The sequence below is a fragment of the Pseudomonas sp. NPDC090752 genome, assembly GCF_055584805.1.
In genome coordinates this window covers 1-24,538 of record NZ_JBVJLI010000033.1, presented here as the reverse complement: position 1 = coordinate 24,538, position 24,538 = coordinate 1, and the positions used below count along the sequence as shown (strand labels likewise).

The window sequence follows — 24,538 nt, the reverse complement described above, 5'->3', positions numbered from 1 at the left end:
TTGTGCTCCCACTCGTGCTCATGGCACCTGCGGCACTCAGCTTGTCATTCACCGCTCTCACTCCAGATTCTAATCCCTCTTCAAGACACAAGCGGGCTTGCCCGCGAAGGGCTGCGGAGCAGCCCCAGGATCTAACGGTTTTCGCTAAAGTCGATCACGAACCGGGTCCATCCGTCCCTACACTCCGCTCTGATGCGTGCGCCATGGGCCTGGATGATCGACCGGGTAATCGCCAGCCCCAGCCCCGCATGTTCGCTGCTGCCTTCCTGTCGCGCCGGGTCCACCCTGTAGAATCGATCGAACAGCCGATGCAATGCAGCCGGCTCGATCGGCCTGCCGGTATTGGCCACGCAGAGGCTTGAACCAGGCTCCAGTGTTACGCGTATTTCTCCGCCCACCTGGGTAAAGCGCAAAGCATTGTCGAGCAGGTTGGACAGCGCCCGGCGCAGCATATGACGGTCGCCCTCGAGCGTCGCTTCACCCTTGCGCACCAGCGTTACCTGGCCATCCTCGGCCAGGGGCCCGTAGTACTCCAGTAATGCATCCACCTCGTCGTGCAACGCCAGCATTGCCTGCCCCGGCACCAGCAACCCATGGTCGGCCTTGGCCAGGAACAGCATGTCGTTGATCATCTGCGCCATCCACTGCAGCTCCTCCAGGTTGCCATGCAGGGCTTCGCGGTACTCCTCCAGGCTGCGCGGGCGGGTGAGGGTGACCTGGGTGTGGGTCAATAGGTTGGACAGCGGCGTGCGCAGTTCGTGGGCGATGTCGGCGGAGAACGCTGACAGGCGCTGAAAGGCATCGTCCAGGCGCTGCAGCATGGCATTTACGGTGTCGGCCAACTCCGCCAGCTCTTCCGGCATCTGCGCCACAGGAAGGCGGGTGGTCAGTGAACGCGCTGACACGCTGGCTGCCACCTGGCCCATTTGCCGTAACGGTCTTAGCCCGCGGCGCGCGGCCCAGGCACCGAGTAGCGCCGTGGCCAGCGCCGATAACCCGACGGTCAGCCAGATCAGGCGTTGCATGCCCTGCAGAAAATGCTGGTGGTGGGTGATATCGAGGTACAGGGTCAGTCGCGCGTGTTCGTTCAGTCGCACGGCCAGGCTCCGATAGTCGATGCCGTCGGTATGCAAGGTTGCCAAACCCGAGGCATCGCGCGACTCGGGCAATGCACTGCGGCTAGCGAACCAGGTGTTGCCATCGCTGTCAGTGATACGCATGGCCAGGTCGGCCTGATGGCTGAGTTCGTTGCGCAGGGCGGGCAGTCGGGCATTCAGGTCAGCTGGCCGTTGCAGGCCGGACAGCTGAACGCGCAAGAGAGACAGGCGCGATTCGAGCAGTTGCTGGTCCAGTTCGATGAAGTGCTGCTCGCTGGCGCGATTGAACAGCAGCCCGGCGCCCAGCGAAACGCTGGCAGTGCACGCGGCGAACAGCAGCGCCAGGCGGCTGCCGAGGGAAAGCCTGCGCATCAGTCGGGGCGCTCTTCGAGTACATAACCCATGCCGCGCACCGTATGGATCAGCTTGTTGGCGTGAGGGTCATCGATCTTCAGACGCAGGCGGCGGATGGCCACTTCGATGACGTTGGTGTCGCTGTCGAAGTTCATGTCCCATACCTGCGAGGCGATCAGCGATTTGGGCAGTACTTCGCCCTGGCGCCGCAGCAGCAGTTCGAGCAAGGCGAATTCCTTGGCGGTCAAGTCGATGCGCAGGCCAGCACGTTCGGCACGGCGGCGGATCAGGTCCAGGCGCAGGTCGGCGAGCGTCAGCAGGGTGTCCTGGCTGGGGGTGGCGCCGCGGCGCAAAAGGCTGCGCACGCGGGCCAACAATTCGGAGAAGGCGAAGGGCTTGACCAGGTAATCGTCGGCGCCTAGTTCCAGGCCATACACGCGGTCTTCTACGGTATCGCGGGCGGTGAGAAACAGCACCGGCGTGTCGAGGCCGGCCTGGCGCACTGCCTGGAGAATCTGCCAGCCGTCGCGGCCTGGCAACATCACGTCGAGGATCAGCAGGTCGTGATCGCCGCTTAGGGCCAGGTGCTGACCGGTTTCACCGTCGGCCGCCAGTTCAGTGGCAAAACCGGCTTCACTCAGGCCCTGGCTCAAGTACTGGCCGGTGCGGGCCTGGTCTTCGACGATCAGCAGTTTCATGCAGTGTCCAAATGGTAAGCGCTGTGATGCCTGAAATGATACGTGACTATCCTGGCCGCCACCCTAGCTGACAAAGTTGTAATCTTGCCGTCAGGTGGCTGCCAGGCAGCCGTTTCTAGAGTGGCCTTATCCCCGCTGTATGTTTTGGAGTCATCATGAAACACCTGTTCATCGCCGCTGCCCTTGCCCTGGTAAGCCTGCCAACCCTGGCAGATGGCGGCAAAAACTTCGCTTTCGGCGAGCCGGCCCCGGCAGCCAAAGCCACTCGCACAGTCGAGGTGGTGCTCAAAGACATCTCTTTCGAACCCAAGAGCCTGCAAGTGAAGGCTGGCGAAACCGTGCGCTTTGTTTTGATCAACGAGGGCAAGCTGCCCCACGAATTCAACTTGGGCGACAAGGCCATGCATGTCGAACACCAGAAAGAAATGATCGCCATGCAAGGCAAGCTGTTTACCGCAGGTATGAATCACGAGGGCATGGACCACGGGCACATGGGCCATGGCCATGACGCCGGCAACACGGTGTTGGTGCAACCGGGCCAGCGCGCCGAGCTGACCTGGACCTTCCGCCAGTCGGCACCCATCGAATTCGCCTGCAATGTGCCGGGGCATTACCAGGCTGGCATGGTCGGCCCGCTGACCATCGAGTGACGGGCGCTGCAAGGCGGGCTGCAAAACCGGTAGACTAAGGGCATTTACGAACCTTCAGGTCAGTTTCCATGCATCCCGCCGCCGAACACTCCCCGCTGGGCAAGTCCAGCGAATACATTGCCACCTACACGCCTTCGCTGCTGTTCCCGATCCCGCGCACGGCCAAGTGGGCCGAGCTGGGCGTGACCGCCCAGACCTTGCCGTGGCAAGGCGTGGATTACTGGAATTGTTTCGAGCTTTCCTGGCTGCTGCCGTCGGGCAAACCGGTGGTGGCGATTGGTGAGTTCGCCATCCCCGCCGAGTCGCCGAACATCATCGAGTCGAAGTCGTTCAAGCTTTACCTCAACTCGCTGAACCAGACCGTGTTCGCTTCGATCGGCGAGTTGCAGGCGTGCCTGGAGAGGGATTTGTCAGCCGCCGCTGGCAAACCTGTGAGTGTGCAGGTGCGCACGCTGGGTGAAGTCGAGGCACAGGGCGTGGTGGCGCTGCCGGGGCAATGCATCGATGCGCTGGACATTGCCATCAGCAACTACGAACAGCCGCAGCCTGAGTTGCTGCGCTGCAACCCGGAACGGGTGGTGGAAGAAACCCTGCACAGCCATCTGCTCAAATCCAACTGCCCGGTGACGGGCCAGCCGGACTGGGGCAGCGTGGTTGTCGAGTACAAGGGCAGGGCGCTGGATCACGCCAGCCTGCTGACTTACCTGATCAGCTTCCGACAGCATGCCGACTTCCACGAGCAGTGCGTGGAGCGGATTTACCTGGATCTGAAGCATCTGCTGCAGCCGGAGCACCTGACGGTGTATGCACGCTATGTGCGCCGGGGTGGGCTGGATATCAACCCGTATCGCAGCACCGGGGCGATCAGTCCGAACAACCAGCGACTGGTTCGTCAGTAAAGTCAGCATGATTGGGAACGCATTGCGCCCCATTCGCGGGCAAGCCCGCTCCCATAAGAACCGCGCTGTTTTCAAGTACAGCGAATATCCTGTGGGAGCGGGCTTGCCCGCGAATGGGGCGCGAAGCGGCCCCGTGTATTTTCAAATACCCATGCTGTGCAGCGAATTGGCGATGCTGCGCAGTGTCGCTGTGAGGTCCGGATGATCGGCCTCGAAGCGCTCTATGGCCAAATTCACACCATCCACCAGGTTATTGTCCGGGGTGGCCTCTTCTAGTTTCAGTTGCGCCTCGATCTGTCTGGCTTCCTCATGCAGCGCGGCCAGCTCTTCATCGGTAAGCGGCACGTTCCGATCCAGTTGCTCGCGCAAGCTGTTCAGGCGCTCTTGCAATTCGCGGGCAGGCATTGGCTGTTCTCCATCAATGGCTTGGCAAGGCATGGACCTCAGCGAAGCGGCAAAGGTTCGCACCTGTCTTCAAGCGTAATCCACTCGCCGTTGCTTTGCATGATCCGCATCAACGGTGCTGTGTCAGGGTTTTTCACCCTTGCGCCGGCGCATGGCGATGTCGGTCAGGCAGGTGTCCAGCGCTTCGAGGTGGTCGATCACCGAATGCACACCGAGGCGAAACAGTTCCAGCGTAGCCTTGCCGCGGGCCAGCTCCTGCTCCTGCGGGTTCATGGCTTGCCATTGCTGCGAGCCGAGGTCGCAGGAGGGGCTGCAGGCGGCCAGGCCAATGGTCCACAGGCCTGCGTTGAGGCCTGATTGCAGCAGCTGCGGCTCGCCGCTGACCAGTACACAGCCGTCCAAGCGCTGGCTGTCGAGTGCCATCAATGCTTGCCAGCAGGCGTTCGGCGCCGGCCAGCGCACGCCATTGGCCACGTGCCCAGGCAGCCAGTCAGGCAGCACGCTGGCCAGGCGTTTACCTTGTGTGCTGTTCAGGTCATCCAGCCAGATGCACGGCACCTGCTGGCGTCGCAGGCCGGCCAGGGTATCGAGGGCGCCGGGGGCGGGCAGGGGGCTGCCGCTGGCAGCCTGGACCAGGCAACCACGCAGGCCGAACAGCACAGCGGTGAAGGCGGGTGCATCGTGCATGGCAACTTCCCTGAAATATTCCGCAGGCTAACCGGCAATTGTGACGCGGGCATGACGCGCAACAGATGTTCACAAATTATTGAGCAAAAATGTGTAAAGCTGTTTATCAGCCCGCAAGCCTCTATACTGCCGCCTTACCTGCGGCGCACCCGTTGCGCTTGCGGCCGAGAAATTCGATGGAGAAACATCTATGCGTAGGATCGGTGCCGGTGTGATCGAGCGAGTCACCCAGGCCTGTGTCTGTGCCAGCTTGCTGCTGGCACCCGTGGCGGCTACCCAGGCAGCCACCGAGGAGGATCCCTGGGAGGTCGTCAACCGACCGATCTTCCGCTTCAACGACGTCCTCGACACCTATGCCCTCAAGCCGTTGGCCCAGGGCTATCAGGCTGTCACCCCGCAGTTCCTCGAAGATGGCATCCACAACGTCTTCCGCAACCTGGGTGATGTCACCAACCTGGCCAACAACGTGTTGCAGCTCAAGCCGCACGCAGCGGGCGTGGACACTGCTCGATTGATCGTCAACACCACCTTCGGCCTTGGCGGTTTCTTCGACGTGGGCACCAAGATGGGCCTGGAGCGCAGCGACGAAGACTTCGGCCAGACGCTCGGCTATTGGGGCGTGCCCAGCGGCCCCTACGTGGTTATCCCGCTGCTCGGCCCAAGCACCGTGCGTGATGGCCTGGCCAAGTACCCGGACGGCTACACCAAGCCGTACCGCTACATTGACCATGTACCGACCCGCAACTCGATCTTCGCCCTGGAGGTGGTCGATACCCGCGCCAGCCTGCTGTCGGCAGAGAAGCTGATTCAAGGTGACAAGTACATCTTCATTCGCAACGCCTACTTGCAGAACCGCGAGTTCAAGGTCATGGACGGCGAAGTCGAAGACGATTTTTGAGTTCTGATGCATAAAGGCGACCTCAGGGTCGCCTTTTTTATAACTCCCAGTCATTAAGCGATTAAAGAGCACGGAACTCGACCGACGTATGCTTGAAACGCCTGGCGGATGGGAGTACCGTCTGCGCCTTACAAGGTACCTCTGCCGGTTGCCTGGGCCGCCTTCTTGGCCTACAACTCAAGTAGAGTGTTTCCACAGAGAATTCCAGCAGCCGGATGTCAGCCTTGCAGACACCTCTGCACCAACCCCAATCGGCGCCGTTCGCCCACATGCAGAAAATCAGTGCAACGCTGCTGATCATCGATGATGACGACGTGGTCCGTGCGAGCCTCGCCGCCTATCTGGAAGACAGTGGCTTTAGCGTGCTCCAGGCCGGTAATGGCCAGCAGGGGCTCCAGGTCTTCGAAGAACACCAGCCCGACCTCGTGATCTGCGATCTGCGCATGCCGCAGATGGGCGGCCTCGAACTGATCCGCCAGGTCAGCGAGCGCGCGCCGCAGTTGCCTGTGATCGTGGTGTCAGGCGCTGGCGTGATGAGTGACGCAGTCGAGGCCTTGCGCCTGGGCGCCGCCGACTACCTGATCAAGCCGCTGGAAGACCTCGCCGTGCTCGAACACTCGGTGCGTCGTGCGCTCGACCGTTCGCGCCTGGTGGTGGAAAACCAGCGTTACCGGGACAAACTCGAAGCAGCCAACCGTGAACTGGAGGCCAGCCTGCACTTGTTGCAGGAGGATCAGACCGCCGGTCGGCAGGTGCAGATGAACATGCTGCCGGAGAGTCCCTGGGTTGCCGGGGAGTTTTCCTTCGAGCACCAGATCATTCCGTCGCTATACCTGTCGGGCGATTTTGCCGACTATTTCCGTGTGGATGACCGGCGCATCGCGTTCTATCTTGCCGATGTCTCGGGCCATGGCGCGTCGTCTGCCTTCGTCACCGTGCTGCTGAAATTCATGACCACCCGGCTGATGTTCGAATTCAAGCGCAACAGCAAATTGCGCGAATTCAAGCCCTCGGAAGTGCTCAGCCATATCAACCGTGGCCTGATCAACTGCAAGCTGGGCAAGCATGTGACCATGGTCGGCGGGGTGATCGACGAAGACACCGGCCTGCTGACCTACGCGGTAGGCGGCCACCTGCCGCTGCCGGTGCTGTATACCCCGGGCCAGGCCCGCTACCTTGAAGGCCGCGGCCTGCCGGTCGGCTTGTTCGATGAAGCCACCTACCAGGATCTGGTCATGGAACTGCCGCCGCAGTTCAGCCTGAGCTTGATGTCCGATGGCATTCTGGACCTTTTGCCTGGGGACACGCTCAAAGATAAAGAAGCCGCCTTGCCGGAAATCGTCAAGGCAGCGGGTGGTAGCCTGGATGGGCTGCGCCAACGATTTGGATTGGCTACGCTTGGGGAGATGCCGGATGATATCGCCCTATTGGTGTTGAGCAGGAACCTTCAATGAGTACCGGTAGAATTCAGTTTGCCGAGCAGAGTGGCACCTTCGTACTGAAGTTCGTCGGTGAAGTGCGTCTGACCCTGTGTTCGGCGCTGGATGCAACGATCGAGAAAATCTTCACTGCGCTGAACTTCTCGGCCATCGTCATCGATCTGACGGAAACCGAAAGCATCGACAGCACTACACTGGGCCTGCTGGCCAAGCTGTCGATCCTGTCACGGCAGAAGGTTGGCCTGCTGCCGACCGTGGTTACCACCAACCCGGACATCTCGCGCCTGTTGCAGTCCATGGGCTTCGATCAGGTATTCAACATTGTCGACCGCCCGGTGCCGTGCACGGAGTGCCTGACTGATCTGCCATCGCAGGACCAGAATGAAGACGTGGTACGCTCCAAGGTGCTGGAGGCGCACAAGATCCTGATGGGGCTGAATGACTCCAACCGTGAAGCCTTCCATGACCTGGTGAATGCGCTCGAGCGGACCTGATTTTCAGTCTTGAGGGCTACGCCGGACTTGTGGGAGCGGGCTCGCCCCGCGAAGAGGCCAGCCAAGCCAGCAAAGATGCACCTGGCCAATCACTCCTGCCGCGCAAACTCCGTCGTCTCAGCGCCATCAGCATTCAGCTGAAACACCCGCGCCGGCCGCCCTTGCTCATCAAAAAACACCTGCCCCAGCCCGGCACTGTTCCACAGTCGCTCACCGGCCTTGCTATGGCTGGGCGTACGCGGCACTACCTCCATCTCCCGCCGCCGGGTAAACCAGTTGAGCGGCGAGTGCGGCGAGTACAGCCAGCGGTTGAGCCGGTCCAGCACATCCAGCAGCCGGCGGGGGAACTCATTCTTGATACCGCTGCTGGTGACCTGCCACAGATGGGGGCTGCGCTGGCGATGGCGAATCAAGACCTCGTAGACGAACGAATAATGCACATCGCCGGATAGCACCACGTAGTGCCCCGGCGTGCGCGAATGGCGGAAGATGTTCAGAATCACCTGCGCCGCGCCGCGGTGCGCCATCCAATTCTCGGCATCCACCAGCAGCGGGTAGCCCAGCCAGCTGAACAGCTTTTGCACTGTCTCGATCAGCTTGACCCCGAAGATCGGCGCCGGTGACACGATGATCGCCGAAGGATGGTCCAGCAACGCTTGTTGCAGCTCGCAGAGTGCTTCCCAGTCGAGCAGCCCGGACGGCTTGGCCAGGTCGCTTTCGCTACGCCAGCGTCGCGTGCGGGTGTCCAGTACCAGCAGCGGCGGGTCACTGGGCAGGCTGAACTGCCAGCCCTGAAAGCGCAGCAGATCGCCGATCAGTTGGTCCTGTGCCTGGCTGTCCAGGTGCGGGCTGGAAAGTGCCTGGCATTGCCCAACCATGGCCTCGCAGCCGTCCGGGTCGTTGCCCCAGGCCTGGCATAGCAGGTAACCGAGCAAGGCATTGCCAATGATCCGTCGCGAGAAGGGGTGGCCGTAGGCGGTTGCTTCCCACTGTGCCGAAAGGTTCCAGTCATCGGTGATGTCATGGTCGTCGAAGATCATCAGGCAGGGCAGGTGGGCCATCACTCGCGCCACTTGGCCCAGGTTGGCGGCAAATGCCTCGATACGAGGCAATTCCTCTCGGTAGCGCGCCTGGTGCTGATCGGCGAGGCCCGTGGGCATGTCTAGCTGCACCAGCTGCCAGGGGACTGGCGACCAGACCAGCAGGTACATGGCCATGACTTCGGCGAAGGTCACCAAGTGGTTGTCGGCGTTGCTGGACGTGAAGATGGGCTTGCGCTTGCCGCCGAAGAAGCGTTCGCGCAGGGTTTCATTGCTCTCCTGGGCGGGCAGCAGGTCGGCACGGTGGTAGTAGCTGGCCGGGTGCCGGTAGAGCGCCTGGCTGTCGGCGACGACCGCGCCTTCCAGCTGCTCGTCGAACAGGCCAAGGCGCTCGATCAGCGAATGAATGGCGCGCAACATCGGGCCGGCGACGTCATCGGCATAGACTTGGTCGCCGGTCATCAGCAGCAAGGCCGGGCGCTGTTCAGGTTGCTGGCACGCTGCAAGCAGCCGGTCGGCGCAGAGCAGGCCGTCGGCGGCGGGATGGTGTGGTTTGCGGCAGGAGCCGTGCAACAGTTGGTCCAGGCGCTCGCGCAGTACCAGGTTCGGGCGCTGCTGGCCAGGGTAAAGCAGATGTGGCGCCCAGCCGGCGATGCCTTCGCCGTTGATCTGCAGGTCGTATTCCAGTTCGACGTTGCAGGGCAGCGGTTGGGCAAAATGGATGTCCAGCAGGTGGATGAACGCGTGCTGGCCGATCGCGATGACCTGGCAATTGACCTTGGCCGAGCTATGCGCGATGAACTCGGTTTGCAGGGGTTGGCTGCCGACCAGCCAGATGGCCAGGCGCTGAGGCTCGAGGCGGCGCAGAACCGGGCCGGCGAGAACGTGGGGCAATGAAGTGGGGGCGGTCATCAACAGCTCTGGTGGCTAATAGGCCCATTCGCGGGCAAGCCCGCTCCCACCGGTTTTGTGAAGATCCCTGTGGGAGCGGGCTTGCCCGCGAAGGGGCCCTAGAATTCAAAACCCATGTGTACGGGATAAAGCAAAACGGGCGGAAAATGCTGATCATTTCCCGCCCGTCTGGCAAACCGGATATGTGTCAGGCTTTGTCAGCCATGAGCTTTTCCAGTTTCTCCTGGTCCCGCGCAAACTGGCGAATGCCTTCAGCCAGCTTCTCGGTGCCCATGGCATCTTCGTTCATCGCCCAGCGGAACTGGCTTTCGCTCAGCACCTGCTTGGCCTCGCCAGGATTGCCTGGTTTGAGCGCACGCGGCAGCTCGCCCTGGTCATCGCTCAGTTGCTGCAGCAGCTCCGGGCTGATGGTCAGGCGGTCACAGCCGGCCAGTTGTTCGATCTGGCCGATGTTGCGGAAGCTGGCGCCCATGACCACGGTGTCGTAGCCATTGGCTTTGTAGTAGTTGTAGATGCGCGTGACCGACTGCACGCCCGGGTCTTCGGCGCCGACGTATTCCTGGCCGGTGCTTTTCTTGTACCAGTCATAGATGCGGCCCACGAACGGCGAAATCAGGAATACCCCGGCATCGGCGCAGGCCTGGGCCTGGGCGAAGGAGAACAGCAGGGTCAGGTTGGTCTGGATGCCTTCCTTTTCCAGTTTCTCGGCGGCGCGGATACCTTCCCAGGTGGAGGCCAGCTTGATCAGCACGCGGTCCTTGGAAACACCGGCGGCTTCGTACAGCTCGATCAGCTGACGGGCCTTTTTCAGCAATGCCGGCTCGTCGAACGACAGGCGAGCATCCACTTCGGTGGAGATGCGTCCAGGAATAGCTTTCAGGATGCCGGCACCCACGGCCACGGCAAACTTGTCGCACGCCAGGTCGACATTGCCCTTGGCGTCGCTTTTCACCTGCTTGAGCAGGTCGGCATAGCCAGGGATGGCGGCAGCCTTGAGCAGTAGGGACGGGTTGGTGGTGGCATCGACCGGTTTGAGGCGGGTGATGGCGTCCAGGTCCCCGGTGTCGGCGACCACGGTGGTGAACTGCTTGAGTTGTTCCAGCTTGGAGGTCATGGCGTGCTCTGTCCTGTGCGATGTCTCGACATTACCCGAGCCCCGACGGCCGCTCAAGGGGCCAATGGGGCGGTGGTGATTTGTCGAAGGTGATGATTCGAGTCATCCGCCGTCAGGAGGTTCCCAGGCTTCTGGGATAAGCTCGCATCCCGTAGGGGCGGCTTCAGCCGCGAACACCGGCGAAGCCGGTGCCATCCACCGCGTCGCTTGCTTCGCGGCTAAAACCGCTCCCACAACAAAGCCGTCAGCGACCTTGCAGCAGCTCGGCGGCCTGGTCGAAGATCACCAGTGGCTCCGGCGCCTTGTGGATATCCGCCGAGAGCAGCTGACGGAAGCGCCGCGCCCCCTTGAAGCCCTGGCCGAGGCCGAGTATATGCCGGGTGATGTGATGCATCGCGCCACCGCTCTCGATGTGCGCAACGATGTAAGGCCGCAACTGCGCCATCGCCTCGCTGCGGCTGACCACCGGCGCATCACTGCCAAACAGTTGCTGATCCACCTCGGCCAGTACATACGGATTGTGGTACGCCTCGCGTCCCAGCATCACCCCATCAAAGGTCTGCAGGTGCGTTTGGCACTCCTCTAAGGTCTTGATGCCGCCGTTGAGCACAATCTCCAGGTCTGGAAAGTCCGCCTTCAACTGAGCGGCCACGTCGTAACGCAGCGGCGGAATCTCGCGGTTCTCCTTCGGCGACAGCCCTTCGAGGATCGCGATCCGCGCATGCACGGTAAAGCTGCGGCAGCCGGCGTCGCGCACCTGGCCGACGAAATCGCGCAGCTCGGCATAGCTGTCACGGCCATTGATGCCAATGCGGTGCTTTACCGTCACCGGCGTCGACACCGCATCACGCATGGCCTTGACGCAATCGGCGACCAGCGCCGGGTGGGCCATCAGGCAGGCACCGATCATATTGTTCTGCACCCGATCGCTTGGGCAGCCGACGTTGAGGTTGACCTCGTCGTAACCCGCCTCCTCGGCCAGGCGCGCACAGGCCGCCAGGTCGGCGGGCACGCTGCCGCCCAGTTGCAGGGCCAGCGGGTGCTCGGAGACGTCGTGGCGCAGGAAGCGGTGGGCGTCGTTGTGCAGCAGGGCGCCGGTGGTGACCATTTCGGTGTAGAGCAGGGTTTGTTTGGAGAGCAGACGCAGGAAGAACCTGCAATGTCTGTCTGTCCAATCCATCATCGGCGCCACGCTGAAGCGGCGGGACGGCTCAGGGCGCTGGTCTACTACATGTGCAACGGATTCTTGAGGCATGTGGGTGCGTATGTTCAATCGAATTCGGGAGGGCGGGCATGCAATGGCCATAGTCTACCAAGGGAGCACATCCCGCGTCCGCGTCGCTGATGTCTGGCGCTACACGCCCATGCTAACCTCCGTGCATCTCAGCTGCGGGCCCTGACCTCCATGTCCATCGTCGACAACCTGATTGCCTTCACCTTCGCCGCCACGTTGCTGACCCTGACCCCCGGCCTCGATACCGCGCTGATCCTGAGAACCTCCACCGTCGAAGGCCGTAAACAAGGCATACACGCTGCGCTGGGCATCAACGCCGGTTGCCTGCTCTGGGGCGCTGCGGTCGCGTTCGGCCTTGGGGCGTTGATTGCCGTGTCGGAACTGGCCTATGACATCCTCAAGTATTGCGGCGCTGCCTACCTGGCGTGGCTCGGGGTGAATATGCTGCTGCGGCCAAGGCAGTCGCTGGGAGCAGTCGAAACGGACGCGCGGCCACAGGCTAACGGGTTCGTGAAGGGCATGCTGGGCAACCTGCTGAACCCGAAGGTCGGGATTTTCTACGTCTCTTTCCTGCCCCAGTTCATCCCACAAGGCCAGCCCCTGATGGCCTGGACATTCGGCCTGGTGGGCATCCACGTGGCTCTGGGCCTGGTTTGGTCGATGATCCTGATTGGCGCAACCCAGTCCTTGGCGGGCGTGTTGCGTCGTGCAAAGGTCATTCAGTGGATGGATCGGGCAACTGGCCTGGTCTTCGTACTGTTCGCCGCGCGCCTGGCCCTGAGCCGGCGCTAACCGTTCAGCGGCCGCTCGAACTGCGCTGAACGAGCGTGGGCAGGGGGGCATCGATGTATTCGCGCTGCCCGCTGCCGTTGATGTGCTCGAACAAAAGCTCGATGGCAAGCGCGGTCACGTCCTCAAGGTGCATGTCCAGCGATGTCAGCGGTGGTGAGCACTCTCGTGCACGCAAGCCGTCGTAGCGAGTGACGACTTTCACATCCTCGGGAACCCTCCGCGCGCTGTCCTGCAGTGCCCGCACAGCACCTGTCGCGAAAGCATCCACCGGTACACACAAGCCGTCGAGGTCAGGATGAGCCTGCAGCAACTGCAGGCAGGCTGCTGCGCCCGCCGTTTCGCCACCGCCTTCGCTTGCCTTGACGATCGCTGGAGTATGCTTGTTGCGTGTGCAATATGTCCGGTAAGCCCGTTCCATATCCAGGTAGGAGTGTCTGGGCTGTTCCCCGATGATCAGGCCGATGCGCCGCGCTCCCTGAGCATGCAGGTGCTCCAGCATCAGCGTCCCGGTCTGTTCGCCATGCATGTCGATGTAGGGCAGGGCCTCTTCCGCCAAGGGTTGGCGCCCGATAGTCACCATTTTCACACCGCGTTTTTGCAGGCAGGCCACGTTCGGATCGTCAGCCACGGGTTCGATGATCACCGCGCCATCGATGTCCAGCGTGTGCAGCAGCGCTTGTGCTTCATCCATCGGTGGTACTAGAACCAGCGCCACGCCCTGTCGCATTGCGGCCTCTGTCGCCGTGGCGGCGATTTCCATCAAGAACCCCAGGCGCGACGAGCCGCCAGCAACCGCGAACGGCATCGAAGACAGCAAGGCGATGGCGTTGGCGCGGCCGGTACGCAGGCGCTGGGCCCGCAGGTTGGGGCTGTAGCCCAGACGCTCGGCCACCGCTTTTACTAATGCCCTGGTCTCGGGATCGACCTGGCCGCGGTCGTTCAATGCATGGGACACAGTGGTGCGCGAAACGCCAGCAGCGTTGGCGACATCGGCGATCGTAAGGCGGCGGGGCGTGCTGCTGGGCATGGATGGTCTGGCTCTGTAAGCGATGGCCGCAGTTATACGCTGCCTGAAAGTGTGCGGCTACTCGACCGCCTTCGGTGAAAGATTCATTGACACTTCTCCAACACAGGTCTAATTTTCACCCAAATCGATTTGGGTGGCGAGTAAATCGATTTGGTCTGGAAGATATCTGCATTTTCCAGGCGGCTCCGTCCGGCTCCAAATAACAATAATCAAGGGTTCGCCACGCGCGGCCCGGCTCGAGGTGGGATATGCCGAATCATGAAAATACCGTTGTCGGTCCTGTGGATGAGCGCCTGCCCTGGCGCCAGTTGTTGATGTTTGGTACCCAGCATGTGCTGGTAATGGCGGCGTCGCCCATTGCTTCGGTGTTCCTCATGGCCACCGCGTTGGGTTTTGGCAGTGAACTGACGCTGCAGTTGCTCAGCGCCACGTTTCTGGTCTGTGGGCTGGGGACGCTTGTGCAGTCGCTGGGTTTACGAGGCTGTGGCGCACGGTTGCCGTTCATCATGCTGCCGGGCGGCGCACCAATCATGCTGTTCATTCTGATTGCCCAGCAAAACGGGGTCGCCACGGCCTCGGGGGCGGTCATCCTCACAGGCGCGTTCTACTTTCTGGTGTTGCCCGTTTTTCGGCGCCTGTTGCGGTTTTTCCCTTCGGTAGTGGTGGGGACCATGTTGCTGTTGGTGGCGGTCAATCTGGTCAAGCTCTCGGGCCAGTTGATCGTCGGCCAACCCGGTAGCAGCCAGTTTGCTGCACCGGAGCAACTGCTGCTGGCCTTCGCTACCATTGCTATCACCGTCGTCTGTGCACGGCTGTTACGCGGCATGCTGGCACAGTTATCGATTCTGCTTGGCTTGTTGGGTGGCAGCTTGCTGGCGGTAACCCTAGGGGCTTTCGATCAGCCAGCCGGCGGTGCTTACCCCCTGTTCAGCCTGCCTGCCTTCATGCCCTTTGGCGTACCGCATTTCGATCTGTTCGCGTCCATTCCGCTGATGCTGTTTTGCCTGGTTTCGATGGTAGAAGCCACTGGGCAGACTGTGGCTATCAGTGAGGCGGTGGATAAGCCGCTGGATATCGACCGCGATGTGGTGCGCACCATTCGCGGGGATGCGCTGACCTCCATCCTGGGTGGTTTCATGGGCACGTCGCTGATCATCACCAGTGGCGAAAACATCGGTGTCATCCGGGCCACGCAGGTGCGGTCGCGATATGTGACGGCAATCTCGGGGGTGTTGCTGTTGCTGTTCGCCGTGCTGGCGCCATTGGCGCGCCTGATCGAAGGCGTGCCCGAAGCCGTGGTCGGCGGTACCAGCCTGATCGTGTTCGCGATCGTCGGCACCATGGGCATCGACATGCTGCGCAAGGTGGACATGCGCAGCCACGGCAATCTGTATGTAGTGTCGGTCGCCCTGGCCGTCGGGTTGCTGCCGATTCTCGTGCCCGGCGTCTACAGCCAGTTCCCCCAAGGCCTGGCCGGCCTGCTCGGCAACGGCGTTGCCATGGGCGCGCTCACTGCTGCCGTCATGAACTTCGTTTTTCACTGCACTGGCGTTCAAGCCTCCCCGGCAAAAGCCAAGGCAAAACTGATCAATCCCTGACGCGTAACGACAAGGCTTACCTATGAACTGCACTGTTTCCAATCACTGGGCGAATGCGCCTGAACAACTGGTGGCCGCGGGTCAACTGTTGGCCCCTGACTGGCTGCTGCTGCCCGAAGGGCCGCGCCGCGATCAGGCGGTGCTGATGGTCGATGGCCTGTTCGCCGACGTCGGCCCGCTGGCCCTCTTGATGAGTCGCTATCCAGGCCATTCGGTGCGGCGTCTGGAACATCAATTGCTGATGCCTGGCTTCATCGACACCCATCACCACCTCAGCCAGAGCTTCGGCAAAGGCCTGGTGTTTGGCGAGCCGTCAGAGATTTTTCGCCGTGTGTGGATTCCGCTCGAGGGTTCTCTGGATACCGATTTGCTGTACCTGACCAGCAAACTGGCAGCGCTCGAATCGCTGCGCGGAGGCTTTACCACGGTCTGCGATGCGGGCACCCGGTCAAAGGAAGGTGTCGAGGCCATTGCGCAGGCGGTACATGAAGTGGGGATGCGTTGCGTGCTGGCTACAACCTGCAACGATCTCGAGGGCGAGCGGGTACTGGATGCCAGCCGGGTGCTTTCGTTGGCCGAGGATCACCTCTCGGCATGGGACAATGATTCTTTGATTACACCGTCCTTGGCAGTCCCCATTCCCGAAATCGCCACCGATCCGACATTGGGTTCGGTCTATCGTCTCTGCCAAGAAGCGGGCAGGGTGTTTCAGAGCCACGTCAACGAACATCTGGTCGCCGTCGAGCGTTCGCTCGAACGGTACGGCGTACGCCCATTGGAGCACTTGCACCGCGCCGGCGCGCTTGGTCCGAGAGCGTTGCTGGCTCACGCAACGCTGCTCACTTCGAACGAAATCTGCCTGCTGCGCGATAGCGGCGCCGCCGTCAGCTACAACCCGGTGGCCAGCGCTTGGAAAGGCAACGCCGTGGCCCAGGCGCACTTGATGCATTGCCTGAACATTCCGGTAGCGCTGGGCACCGACGGTACTCGGGGCGATGGCTTCCGCTTGATGGATTACGCCGAGGCGGCGCAGCGCTTCGCCCATGGCTTGCCGGTGGGGGATGCGGTGTGCGGCGGTGGCCAGCTATGGCTGGACATGGGCACCTGCCACGCCGCCGATGCCCTTGGTTTAGGCCAGGTGACTGGGCGCATCGCTGTCGGCAAGGCGGCGGATTTTCTCCTCGTTGACTTGGCCGTGCCGGAGTTGCTGCCATCGTGGAACCTCAGCTGGGACTTGGTCCGGCTCGCCAATCGCGACCAGATTCAGGCCGTGGTGGTGCAGGGCAAGGTGCGCCTGTGGCAAGGATGGCCCACCGACTGGGACGCGCGGGCGCTGATGCGCCAGGTGGATGAGCTGGCCAGAAGCGCCGTGCACCAGGCCCCGATTCACAAAATCCACCCCTTGCCGACTGTGGCGTGACGAAACGGGAACGCGCAAACGATGAATCTGCCTTTCGACCCTCTTTACCTCATCGCTGTCGCCGTCGCGTGCGGTTCGCTCATTCAGGGAGCAACGGGGATGGGCTTCGCGCTCATCGTGGCACCGGTGATGGGCTTGCTGGCACCCGAAACCTTGCCCGTCAGTCTATTGATCCTGATGTTGCCTTTGAACGCTGCAGTCGCCTGGCGTGAACGCGCTGCCATCGACTTCAGGGGCAGCTCCTGGATCACCTTGGGGCGCTTCGCCGGCACCTTCGGTGGCGTGTGGATCCTGCTCTGGCTGCCGCTGTCGCAACTCAACGTGTTCATTGGCTTGTCGACCATCGCGGCATGCCTGGTGACCTGGATGGCGCCGTCGTTCGTGCCTGGCAGGCGGGCGTTGATTTCCACCGGAGTGATCACGGGCATCACCGAAACCGCCACCGGCGTGGGTGGCCCGCCGCTCGCGCTGGTGTATCAGCACTCGCCAGTGGCCACCTTGAGAGGGTCGGTTGCGCTTTGCTTCCTGGTTGGGGAGGTGATCTCACTGGTGGTTCTGGCGATTGGCGGGCATTTGCACACCGAGCAGGTTTCGCCCGTGCTGGCGCTGTGCTTGCCCTTGGCGCTAGGTGTAATCGCCAGCAATTGGGTGCGCAATTACCTCGATGAAACGCGCTTGCGCCGTTTCGTCCTCATCTTCGCCTTCGTTTCCGGGGCGCTGTTGCTGGTGCAGTAAGGTACCCCCGCCGTATTCCACAACAAGTACAACAAAGGAATTCGCCATGTTGAAGCTGAAACTGCCCACAGGCTGGGCGGGCATGCTGTGCCTGTCAGTCGCTACGCTGGATGCCGATGCGGGCGTCCTGGATGACGGCAAGGCAACACTGTTGCTGCGTAATTATTACTTTGATCGTGACTACAGCGATGCGGGCGCCGTGCAAAGCCAGCGCCAGGAGTGGGCCCAGGGTTTCATTTTCAAGGCCGCTTCAGGTTATACCCCAGGTTTTGTGGGGGCAGGGGTGGATGTACTGGGGCTGTTCGGCATGAAGCTGGACAGCAGCCCGGACCGTACTGGTACGGAGTTGTTGCCTTATGACCATGATGATGGCCGGGCGCCCAGTAATTATGGGCGATTGGGCCTGACGGCCAAGGTGCCTGTTTCGCGTACCGAATTACGTCTGGGTGAACTGATCCCAGACCTGCCGATCCTGCGCTTCAACGACGGTCGCCTGCTGCCGCAGACCTTTCAGGGCGCAATGCTGACGTCGACCGATATCGACCACCTCAAATTGCATGCCGGGCGCATTCACGCGTTCAGCCCGCGAAGTGCGGCGGACAGCGAAGCGCTCTATCCATCGGTCGGTGGTCGAACCGTGGCCACCGCGACCTCGGACCGTTTCACCTATGTTGGCGGCGAGTACAGCCTCGCGCCTGAATCGGTACTGGGGGGCTGGACGGCCGAACTGCAAGACATCTACCGGCAGAACTACTACAGCATTTCCCATGCTCAGCGTTTGGGTGACTGGACACTGAGCGGCGTGCTGGGTGCTTTCGATACGCGGGATACAGGGCGTGCCGAAGCTGGGAGCCTGGATAACCAAGCGGCTTCCTTGCTCGTGTCCGCTGCGTACGGTGGCCATCGGTTCTACTTGGGGTTGCAGCGCATGTACGGGGAGGATGGCTGGGTGACCATCGATCGCACTCTGGGCAGCACCCTGGCCAACGACATGTTCGCCAATACCTTCGTGTATGCCAACGAACGGTCCTGGCAACTGCGGTACGACTACAACTTTGCGGCGTTGGGGATTCCAGCGTTGACGCTGTTGGCGCGCTATACCCATGGCGACCATATCGTCAATGCCGACACGGCGGATGGGCGGGAATGGGAGCGGGATGTGGCGCTGACCTACACCTTTCAGTTTCGCCGGCTCCAGGGGCTTAGCGTGCGCTGGATCAATGCGAAGGTAGGGCGTGATTTTGGTGCGAATGATTTCACCGAGAATCGATTGATTGTCAGTTTGCCCGTTGAGCTTTTCTAGTTCTGTACGGAACGCCCAGAAGACACCGGCAGGATGGGCTTCACCGTAGGCTCCGCTGTCTGTATGGCTAGCGGTGTCGAAGGCAAGCGACTGTTCCGCGTAGAATCCGGCAATTGTTGTAGCCATGCCATTGAACAGGCGTCGCTACTGATGGACTGCTCGCGACGGGCGTCATTCATCGGGGTGATGGACAACGAGCCCTCTCTGGTCTGGGCTTCGCATTACCTGTGCGAGATGGCCAAGGCGCTGATGGATGATGCGCATATGGGGATGCGCAAGCACAGTTCCCACTGACTCGCTGGTCGGTTTCAGGATGCGCTGGGTCGCTCGCATACATCCCTTCTGCTGCACAAGTGCCATGCTTGTGAGATGCCCGTGAGCCCAGTGCGCGCAGACGCACGGCCATCGGCAAGGAGGCAACCGATAACCACGCAACCGTGACGTGGGCGGTGTGCCGCAGCAGAACACGCCGGCCACCCGCCTACTGAAAACAACAGGCGGGGGCCGTGATGCCGAGGTCCGCTGTATGCCTGATGAACTGCTCCACCTGCCCGTGATTCATAGCATCCTGAGCCGCTACAAGGACACCCCCGGCGCGCTGTTGCCGATCCTTCATGCCATCCAGGAAAACATCGGTTACATCCCCGATGCCGCCGTCGCCGACATTGCCCATGCCCTCAACCTCAGCCTGGCCGAGGTGCGCGGGGTGATCAGCTTCTACCACGATTTCCGTACCTCACCGCCTGCACGCCACACCCTGCGCCTGTGTCGCGCCGAGTCGTGCCAGAGCCGTGGCAGCGAGACCCTGGCCGCGCAGCTGCGCGAACAGCTGGCGCTGGACGACCACGGCACCAGCGCCGACGGCGCCATCAGCTTGCGCCCGGTGTACTGCCTGGGCGCCTGCGCCTGCTCGCCGGCCCTTGAGCTGGATGGCCAGGTGCATGCGCGGCTCACCCCCGAGCGGTTGCGCTCGCTGGTAAACGGCTGCCTGGAGGACACAGCATGCTGAAGCTGTTCATTCCCTGTGATTCGGTGGCCCGTGCCGTGGGGGCCGATCAGGTTGCCGAAGCCTTGCAGCGTGAGGCCGAACGTCGCCAGTTGCCACTCGATATCCAGCGCACCAGTTCACGTGGCTTGTACTGGCTGGAGCCGTTGCTGGAGTGTGAAAGTGCAGAAGGCCGCGAGGGTTTCGGTCCGGTCACGCCTGAAGATGTACCTTCGTTGCTGGATGCTCTGGCGGGCCAGCCCGGTGGCCACTCGCTGGCGCTGGGGCCGGTGGAGCAAATCCCCTATCTGAAGACACAGCAGCGCCTGCTGTTCGCCCGCGCCGGTGTCACTCGGCCACTGTCGCTGGATGACTACCGCGCGCACGGTGGTTTCAAAGGCCTTGAACGTGCCCTTGCGCTGGGCGGTGCCGACGTGGTCGCCGCCGTGCTCGATTCCGGGCTGCGTGGCCGTGGCGGCGCGGCGTTTCCGGCGGGCATCAAGTGGCGCACCGTGCGCGACGCCGGGGCAGGGCAGAAGTACGTGGTGTGCAACGCTGACGAAGGCGACTCGGGCACCTTCGCCGACCGCATGCTGATGGAAGGCGACCCTTTTCTGCTGATCGAAGGGATGATCATCGCCGGCCTCGCGGTGGGTGCCGACAAGGGCTATATCTACGTGCGCTCGGAGTACCCCGACGCGATCCGTGTGCTCGATCACGCCTTCGCCATCGCCCGCGATGCAGGCTACTTGGGTACGAACGTAGCGGGCAGCGGCCTGGCCTTCGACCTGGAAGTCCGCGTCGGTGCTGGCGCCTATATCTGCGGCGAAGAAACCGCGCTGCTCGAATCCATCGAAGGCAAGCGCGGCATCGTTCGCGCCAAGCCACCGCTGCCGGCGCTGCAGGGCCTGTTCGGCCTGCCGACACTGGTGCACAACGTGCTCACCCTGGCGTCGGTGCCGACCATCCTGGCCAAGGGCGCGGCGTTCTACCGCGACTTCGGCATGGGCCGTTCGCTGGGCACCATGCCGTTCCAGCTGGCCGGCAACATTCGCCACGGCGGCCTGGTGGAGCGCGCCTTCGGCCTGACTCTACGCGAGCTGGTGGAGGGTTATGGTGGCGGCACCGCCAGCGGTCGGCCACTCAAGGCCGCGCAGGTCGGCGGCCCGCTCGGCGCCTGGGTGCCGCCCAGCCATTTCGACACGCCACTGGACTACGAGGCCTTCGCCGCCATGGGCGCGATGCTGGGCCACGGCGGGGTGGTGGTGGCCGACGACACCTTGAACATGGCCAGCATGGCGCGCTTCGCCCTGCAGTTTTGCGCCGAAGAGTCCTGCGGCAAGTGCACACCTTGCCGCATCGGTTCGACCCGCGGCATGGAGGTGGTCGACCGGCTGATCGCGACCAGCGATTTCACCGAGCGTCATGACCAGGCGCTGCTGCTGCGTGATTTGTGCGACACCATGCAATACGGCTCGCTGTGCGCCATGGGCGGCATGACCGCCTACCCGGTGGCCAGCGCCCTCAAGTACTTCCCCGCCGATTTCGGGCTGACCACCACGGAGGCCGCGCAGTGATCAATTATTTCGACCCCGAAACCGACCTGGGCACGCCCGCTCGTGACAGCGACGTGCAGATCAGCCTGAACATCGACGGCCGCAGCATCAGCGTGCCGGCCGGCACTTCGGTGATGCGCGCCGCCGCCATGCTCGGCACCAGCATCCCCAAGCTCTGCGCCACCGACAGCCTGGAAGCCTTCGGTTCATGCCGGATGTGCATGGTCGAGATCGACGGCATGCGCGGCTACCCGGCCTCGTGCACCACGCCGGTCAGCGAAGGCATGGTAGTGCGCACGCAAACGCCACGCTTGGCCGGTCTGCGCCGCAACGTGATGGAGCTGTACATTTCCGACCATCCGCTCGACTGCCTGACCTGCTCGGCCAACGGCAACTGCGAACTGCAGACCGTTGCCGGCCAGGTCGGCCTGCGCGAGGTGCGCTACGGCTATGACGGCGCCAATCACTTGGCTGAGAAAAAGGACGTCTCCAACCCGTATTTCGACTACGAGCCCAGCAAGTGCATCGTCTGCAGCCGCTGCGTGCGCGCCTGCGAGGATATTCAGGGCACGTTCGCCCTGACCATCACCGGGCGCGGTTTCGAGTCACGGGTGGCGGCGGCCGGTGGCGACGACTTCCTCAGCTCCGAATGCGTGTCGTGCGGCGCCTGCGTGCAGGCCTGCCCGACCGCGACCCTGACCGAAAAAAGCCTGGTGCAGATCGGCCAGCCCGAGCGTGCAGTGATCACCACCTGCGCCTATTGCGGCGTCGGTTGCTCGTTCCGCGCCGAGATGAAGGGCGACCAGCTGGTACGCATGGTCCCGGACAAGAACGGCGGCGCCAACCACGGCCATGCCTGCGTCAAGGGGCGCTTCGCCTGGGGCTACGCGACCCACCCGGACCGCATCACCAAACCAATGATTCGCAAGCGCCTGGAAGACCCCTGGCAGGAGGTCAGCTGGGATGAAGGCGTCACCTACGCAGCCAGCGAGTTCCGGCGCATCCAGCTCAAATATGGGCGCGACTCGATTGGTGGCATTACCTCCAGCCGCTGCACCAACGAAGAAGCCTACCTGGTGCAAAAACTGGTACGCACGGCGTTCGGTAACAACAATGTCGACACCTGTGCACGGGTCTGCCATTCGCCCACCGGCTACGGCCTCAAGCAGACCCTGGGCGAGTCGGCCGGTACCCAGAGCTTCGATTCGGTGATGCAGGCCGACGTGGTGCTGGTGATCGGCGCCAACCCCACCGACGCTCACCCGGTGTTCGGTTCGCAGCTCAAGCGCCGCCTGCGCCAGGGCGCGCGGCTGATCGTCATCGACCCCCGACGCATCGACCTGGTCGACTCGCCGCATGCCCGCGCCGACCTGCATCTGCAGCTGCGCCCTGGCACCAACGTGGCCATGCTCAATGCCCTGGCCCATGTGATCGTCAGCGAAGGGCTGCTGGCCCAGCGCTTCATCGACGCCCGCTGCGAAACCGACGACTTCGCCCGCTGGCGCGACTTCGTCAGCCTGCCTGAAAACGCCCCAGAGGTGCTGGGGCCCGTGTGCGGCGTGCCCGCCGAGCAGATCCGCAGCGCCGCCCGGCTGTACGCCACCGGCGGCAATGCGGCGATCTACTACGGCCTGGGCGTGACCGAGCACAGCCAGGGCAGCACCGCCGTGATGGGCATCGCCAACCTGGCCATGGCCACCGGCAACATCGGCCGTGAAGGGGTGGGGGTGAACCCGCTGCGCGGGCAGAACAACGTGCAGGGCTCGTGCGACATGGGCTCGTTCCCGCATGAATTGCCCGGCTACCGGCACATCTCCAACGAGGGCGTGCGCGCCGAGTTCGAGCAGGCCTGGGGTGTGACCCTGCAGCCTGACCCGGGCCTGCGTATCCCCAATATGTTTGAAGCCGCGCTGGATGGCAGCTTCAAGGCGCTGTACTGCCAGGGCGAGGACATCGCCCAGAGCGACCCCAACACCCAGCACGTCACCGCCGCGTTGCGTGCGATGGAGTGCGTGGTGGTGCAGGACATCTTCCTCAACGAAACGGCCAAGTTCGCCCACGTGTTCTTGCCAGGCAGCTCGTTCCTGGAAAAAGACGGCACCTTCACCAACGCTGAACGCCGCATTTCGCGGGTGCGCAAGGTCATGGAACCGCTGGCCGGAAAGGCCGACTGGGAGGCCACCGTGGCCCTGGCCAACGCATTGGGCTACCCGATGAGCTACCGGCACCCGTCCGAGATCATGGATGAGATCGCCCGCCTGACGCCGAGTTTCCACCGCGTCAGCTACGCCGAGATCGACCGCCACGGCAGCCTCCAGTGGCCGTGCAACGATGCCGCGCCCGATGGCACGCCGACCATGCACATCGACCAGTTCGTGCGCGGCAAGGGGCGCTTCATGCTCACCGGCTACGTGCCCACCGATGAGAAGGTCAACAGCCGCTACCCGCTGCTGCTGACCACTGGACGCATCCTCAGCCAATACAACGTCGGCGCCCAGACCCGCCGCACCCGCAACACCGCCTGGCATGACGCCGACCGCCTGGAGCTGCACCCGAGCGATGCCGAAAGCCGTGGTATTCGCGACGGCGACTGGGTCGGCATCGGCAGCCGCGCCGGGCAGACCGTGCTGCGCGCCAAGGTCAGCGCGCGGGTGGCGCCGGGGGTGGTGTACACCACCTTCCACTTCCCCGAGTCTGGCGCCAACGTGATCACCACCGACAACTCCGACTGGGCCACCAACTGCCCTGAGTACAAAGTCACGGCGGTGGAGGTGGTGAAGGTGTTCCACCCATCGGAATGGCAGAAGCGTTATCAGGACTTCAGTGATGAACAGCGGCGTCTGCTCAAGGAGCGCCGTACAGCGGAACACGCCGAGGTGCGCCGATGAGCAGCGACAGCCTGGTCAAAATGGCCAACCAGATCGCCCATTATTTCGACAGCGAGCCGGATCGTGAGCTGGCGGTGAAGGGGGTGCGGCAGCATTTGCTGAGCTTTTGGACACCGGCGATGCGCAGGCAGCTTGGGGAATGGGTTGAGGCCAACGCAGGTGAGGGGTTGGACCCCAAGGTAGTGGAGGCCCTGGTTTAACTGTCGCCCTCACTGGCGTCTTCGCGGGTGTACGACCGGAGACATCGTTTACATAGTAAACCGGGGACATGGTTTACACATTTGAGGCTTGGACGCGGTTTTCGCCTCGTCCA

General features: G+C 62.6%; 23 protein-coding genes. 15 read left to right on the top strand and 8 right to left on the bottom strand.

Annotated features, from left to right (window positions below):
- Positions 1-131: 131 nt before the first annotated feature.
- Positions 132-1,469, bottom strand: a complete 1,338-nt coding sequence (locus ACZ6YA_RS25720; protein ID WP_465900537.1) for a heavy metal sensor histidine kinase — start codon at positions 1,467-1,469, stop codon at positions 132-134.
- Complete coding sequence (gene cinR, locus ACZ6YA_RS25715) at positions 1,469-2,149, bottom strand: two-component system response regulator CinR (protein ID WP_465900536.1); 681 nt, start codon at positions 2,147-2,149, stop codon at positions 1,469-1,471. Before cinR ends, ACZ6YA_RS25720 begins: the two co-directional genes overlap by 1 nt.
- Positions 2,150-2,304: 155 nt before the next feature.
- Here cinR and ACZ6YA_RS25710 point away from each other — a divergent pair, with 155 nt between their 5' ends.
- Together ACZ6YA_RS25710 and queF are read left to right on the top strand one after the other, a co-directional pair.
- The gene (locus tag ACZ6YA_RS25710) at positions 2,305-2,799 is read left to right on the top strand and encodes a cupredoxin domain-containing protein (RefSeq protein WP_465900534.1); all 495 of its coding nucleotides are present in this window, start codon (positions 2,305-2,307) and stop codon (positions 2,797-2,799) included.
- A gap of 68 nt (positions 2,800-2,867) precedes the next feature.
- The gene (gene queF / locus ACZ6YA_RS25705; protein WP_465900532.1) at positions 2,868-3,698 is read left to right on the top strand and encodes an NADPH-dependent 7-cyano-7-deazaguanine reductase QueF; all 831 of its coding nucleotides are present in this window, start codon (positions 2,868-2,870) and stop codon (positions 3,696-3,698) included.
- 141 nt (positions 3,699-3,839) lie between these two features.
- Here the strand turns inward: queF and ACZ6YA_RS25700 are convergent, their stop codons facing one another.
- Entirely contained in the window at positions 3,840-4,103 is a 264-nt protein-coding gene (locus ACZ6YA_RS25700) for a DUF4404 family protein (RefSeq protein ID WP_008099220.1), read from the bottom strand.
- A gap of 123 nt (positions 4,104-4,226) precedes the next feature.
- The gene (locus tag ACZ6YA_RS25695; RefSeq protein WP_400799437.1) at positions 4,227-4,790 is read right to left on the bottom strand and encodes a phosphonoacetaldehyde phosphonohydrolase-related protein; all 564 of its coding nucleotides are present in this window, start codon (positions 4,788-4,790) and stop codon (positions 4,227-4,229) included.
- Positions 4,791-4,980: 190 nt separating this feature from the next.
- Here ACZ6YA_RS25695 and ACZ6YA_RS25690 point away from each other — a divergent pair, with 190 nt between their 5' ends.
- The 3 genes from ACZ6YA_RS25690 to rssC all read left to right on the top strand — a co-directional run bounded on the left by ACZ6YA_RS25690 (position 4,981) and on the right by rssC (position 7,621).
- Positions 4,981-5,688, top strand: a complete 708-nt coding sequence (locus ACZ6YA_RS25690; protein WP_465900529.1) for an MlaA family lipoprotein — start codon at positions 4,981-4,983, stop codon at positions 5,686-5,688.
- A gap of 269 nt (positions 5,689-5,957) precedes the next feature.
- Positions 5,958-7,142 carry a two-component system response regulator RssB gene (gene rssB, locus ACZ6YA_RS25685; protein WP_403133543.1) on the top strand — a complete coding sequence of 395 codons (1,185 nt, stop codon included), beginning with the start codon at positions 5,958-5,960 and terminating at the stop codon, positions 7,140-7,142.
- A complete protein-coding gene (gene rssC / locus ACZ6YA_RS25680) occupies positions 7,139-7,621 on the top strand; it encodes an anti-sigma factor antagonist RssC (protein WP_465900527.1) in 483 nt (160 codons plus the stop codon). The genes rssB and rssC overlap by 4 nt, the downstream gene beginning before the upstream one ends.
- Positions 7,622-7,710: 89 nt before the next feature.
- Here the strand turns inward: rssC and ACZ6YA_RS25675 are convergent, their stop codons facing one another.
- From ACZ6YA_RS25675 to dusA, 3 genes are all read right to left on the bottom strand, one after another.
- Entirely contained in the window at positions 7,711-9,573 is a 1,863-nt protein-coding gene (locus ACZ6YA_RS25675; RefSeq protein ID WP_465900525.1) for an alkaline phosphatase D family protein, read from the bottom strand.
- Positions 9,574-9,760: 187 nt separating this feature from the next.
- The gene (tal, locus tag ACZ6YA_RS25670; protein WP_465900524.1) at positions 9,761-10,687 is read right to left on the bottom strand and encodes a transaldolase; all 927 of its coding nucleotides are present in this window, start codon (positions 10,685-10,687) and stop codon (positions 9,761-9,763) included.
- 244 nt (positions 10,688-10,931) lie between these two features.
- Positions 10,932-11,942 (bottom strand): tRNA dihydrouridine(20/20a) synthase DusA, encoded by a 1,011-nt coding sequence (gene dusA, locus ACZ6YA_RS25665; RefSeq protein ID WP_465900523.1) that lies wholly within the window; start codon positions 11,940-11,942, stop codon positions 10,932-10,934.
- A 150-nt stretch (positions 11,943-12,092) separates the two neighbouring features.
- On the opposite strand from dusA, the gene ACZ6YA_RS25660 reads away from it, so the two are divergent.
- On the top strand, positions 12,093-12,713 hold the full coding sequence (locus ACZ6YA_RS25660; RefSeq protein WP_465900521.1) for a LysE family translocator: 621 nt from the start codon (positions 12,093-12,095) through the stop codon (positions 12,711-12,713).
- Between the two features lie 4 nt (positions 12,714-12,717).
- Here the strand turns inward: ACZ6YA_RS25660 and ACZ6YA_RS25655 are convergent, their stop codons facing one another.
- Positions 12,718-13,740 carry a LacI family DNA-binding transcriptional regulator gene (locus tag ACZ6YA_RS25655; protein ID WP_465900519.1) on the bottom strand — a complete coding sequence of 341 codons (1,023 nt, stop codon included), beginning with the start codon at positions 13,738-13,740 and terminating at the stop codon, positions 12,718-12,720.
- 248 nt (positions 13,741-13,988) lie between these two features.
- On the opposite strand from ACZ6YA_RS25655, the gene ACZ6YA_RS25650 reads away from it, so the two are divergent.
- The 9 genes from ACZ6YA_RS25650 to ACZ6YA_RS25610 all read left to right on the top strand — a co-directional run bounded on the left by ACZ6YA_RS25650 (position 13,989) and on the right by ACZ6YA_RS25610 (position 24,425).
- Positions 13,989-15,338: a uracil-xanthine permease family protein gene (locus ACZ6YA_RS25650; protein ID WP_465900518.1), complete on the top strand. Its 1,350-nt coding sequence runs from the start codon at positions 13,989-13,991 to the stop codon at positions 15,336-15,338.
- A 22-nt stretch (positions 15,339-15,360) separates the two neighbouring features.
- Positions 15,361-16,758, top strand: coding sequence for an amidohydrolase family protein (locus ACZ6YA_RS25645; RefSeq protein ID WP_465900516.1), 1,398 nt, complete (start codon positions 15,361-15,363; stop codon positions 16,756-16,758).
- A 21-nt stretch (positions 16,759-16,779) separates the two neighbouring features.
- Entirely contained in the window at positions 16,780-17,493 is a 714-nt protein-coding gene (locus ACZ6YA_RS25640; protein WP_465900514.1) for a sulfite exporter TauE/SafE family protein, read from the top strand.
- 46 nt (positions 17,494-17,539) lie between these two features.
- Positions 17,540-18,796 carry an OprD family porin gene (locus ACZ6YA_RS25635; protein WP_465900512.1) on the top strand — a complete coding sequence of 419 codons (1,257 nt, stop codon included), beginning with the start codon at positions 17,540-17,542 and terminating at the stop codon, positions 18,794-18,796.
- 33 nt (positions 18,797-18,829) lie between these two features.
- A complete protein-coding gene (locus tag ACZ6YA_RS25630; protein ID WP_465900510.1) occupies positions 18,830-19,090 on the top strand; it encodes a DUF3077 domain-containing protein in 261 nt (86 codons plus the stop codon).
- A 232-nt stretch (positions 19,091-19,322) separates the two neighbouring features.
- Positions 19,323-19,805: a formate dehydrogenase subunit gamma gene (locus ACZ6YA_RS25625; protein ID WP_465900508.1), complete on the top strand. Its 483-nt coding sequence runs from the start codon at positions 19,323-19,325 to the stop codon at positions 19,803-19,805.
- Positions 19,799-21,358, top strand: coding sequence for a formate dehydrogenase beta subunit (locus tag ACZ6YA_RS25620; RefSeq protein WP_465900506.1), 1,560 nt, complete (start codon positions 19,799-19,801; stop codon positions 21,356-21,358). Before ACZ6YA_RS25625 ends, ACZ6YA_RS25620 begins: the two co-directional genes overlap by 7 nt.
- Positions 21,355-24,225 carry a formate dehydrogenase subunit alpha gene (fdhF, locus tag ACZ6YA_RS25615; RefSeq protein WP_465900504.1) on the top strand — a complete coding sequence of 957 codons (2,871 nt, stop codon included), beginning with the start codon at positions 21,355-21,357 and terminating at the stop codon, positions 24,223-24,225. The genes ACZ6YA_RS25620 and fdhF overlap by 4 nt, the downstream gene beginning before the upstream one ends.
- On the top strand, positions 24,222-24,425 hold the full coding sequence (locus tag ACZ6YA_RS25610; protein ID WP_465900502.1) for a formate dehydrogenase subunit delta: 204 nt from the start codon (positions 24,222-24,224) through the stop codon (positions 24,423-24,425). The genes fdhF and ACZ6YA_RS25610 overlap by 4 nt, the downstream gene beginning before the upstream one ends.
- The last annotated feature ends 113 nt before the right edge of the window (positions 24,426-24,538 follow it).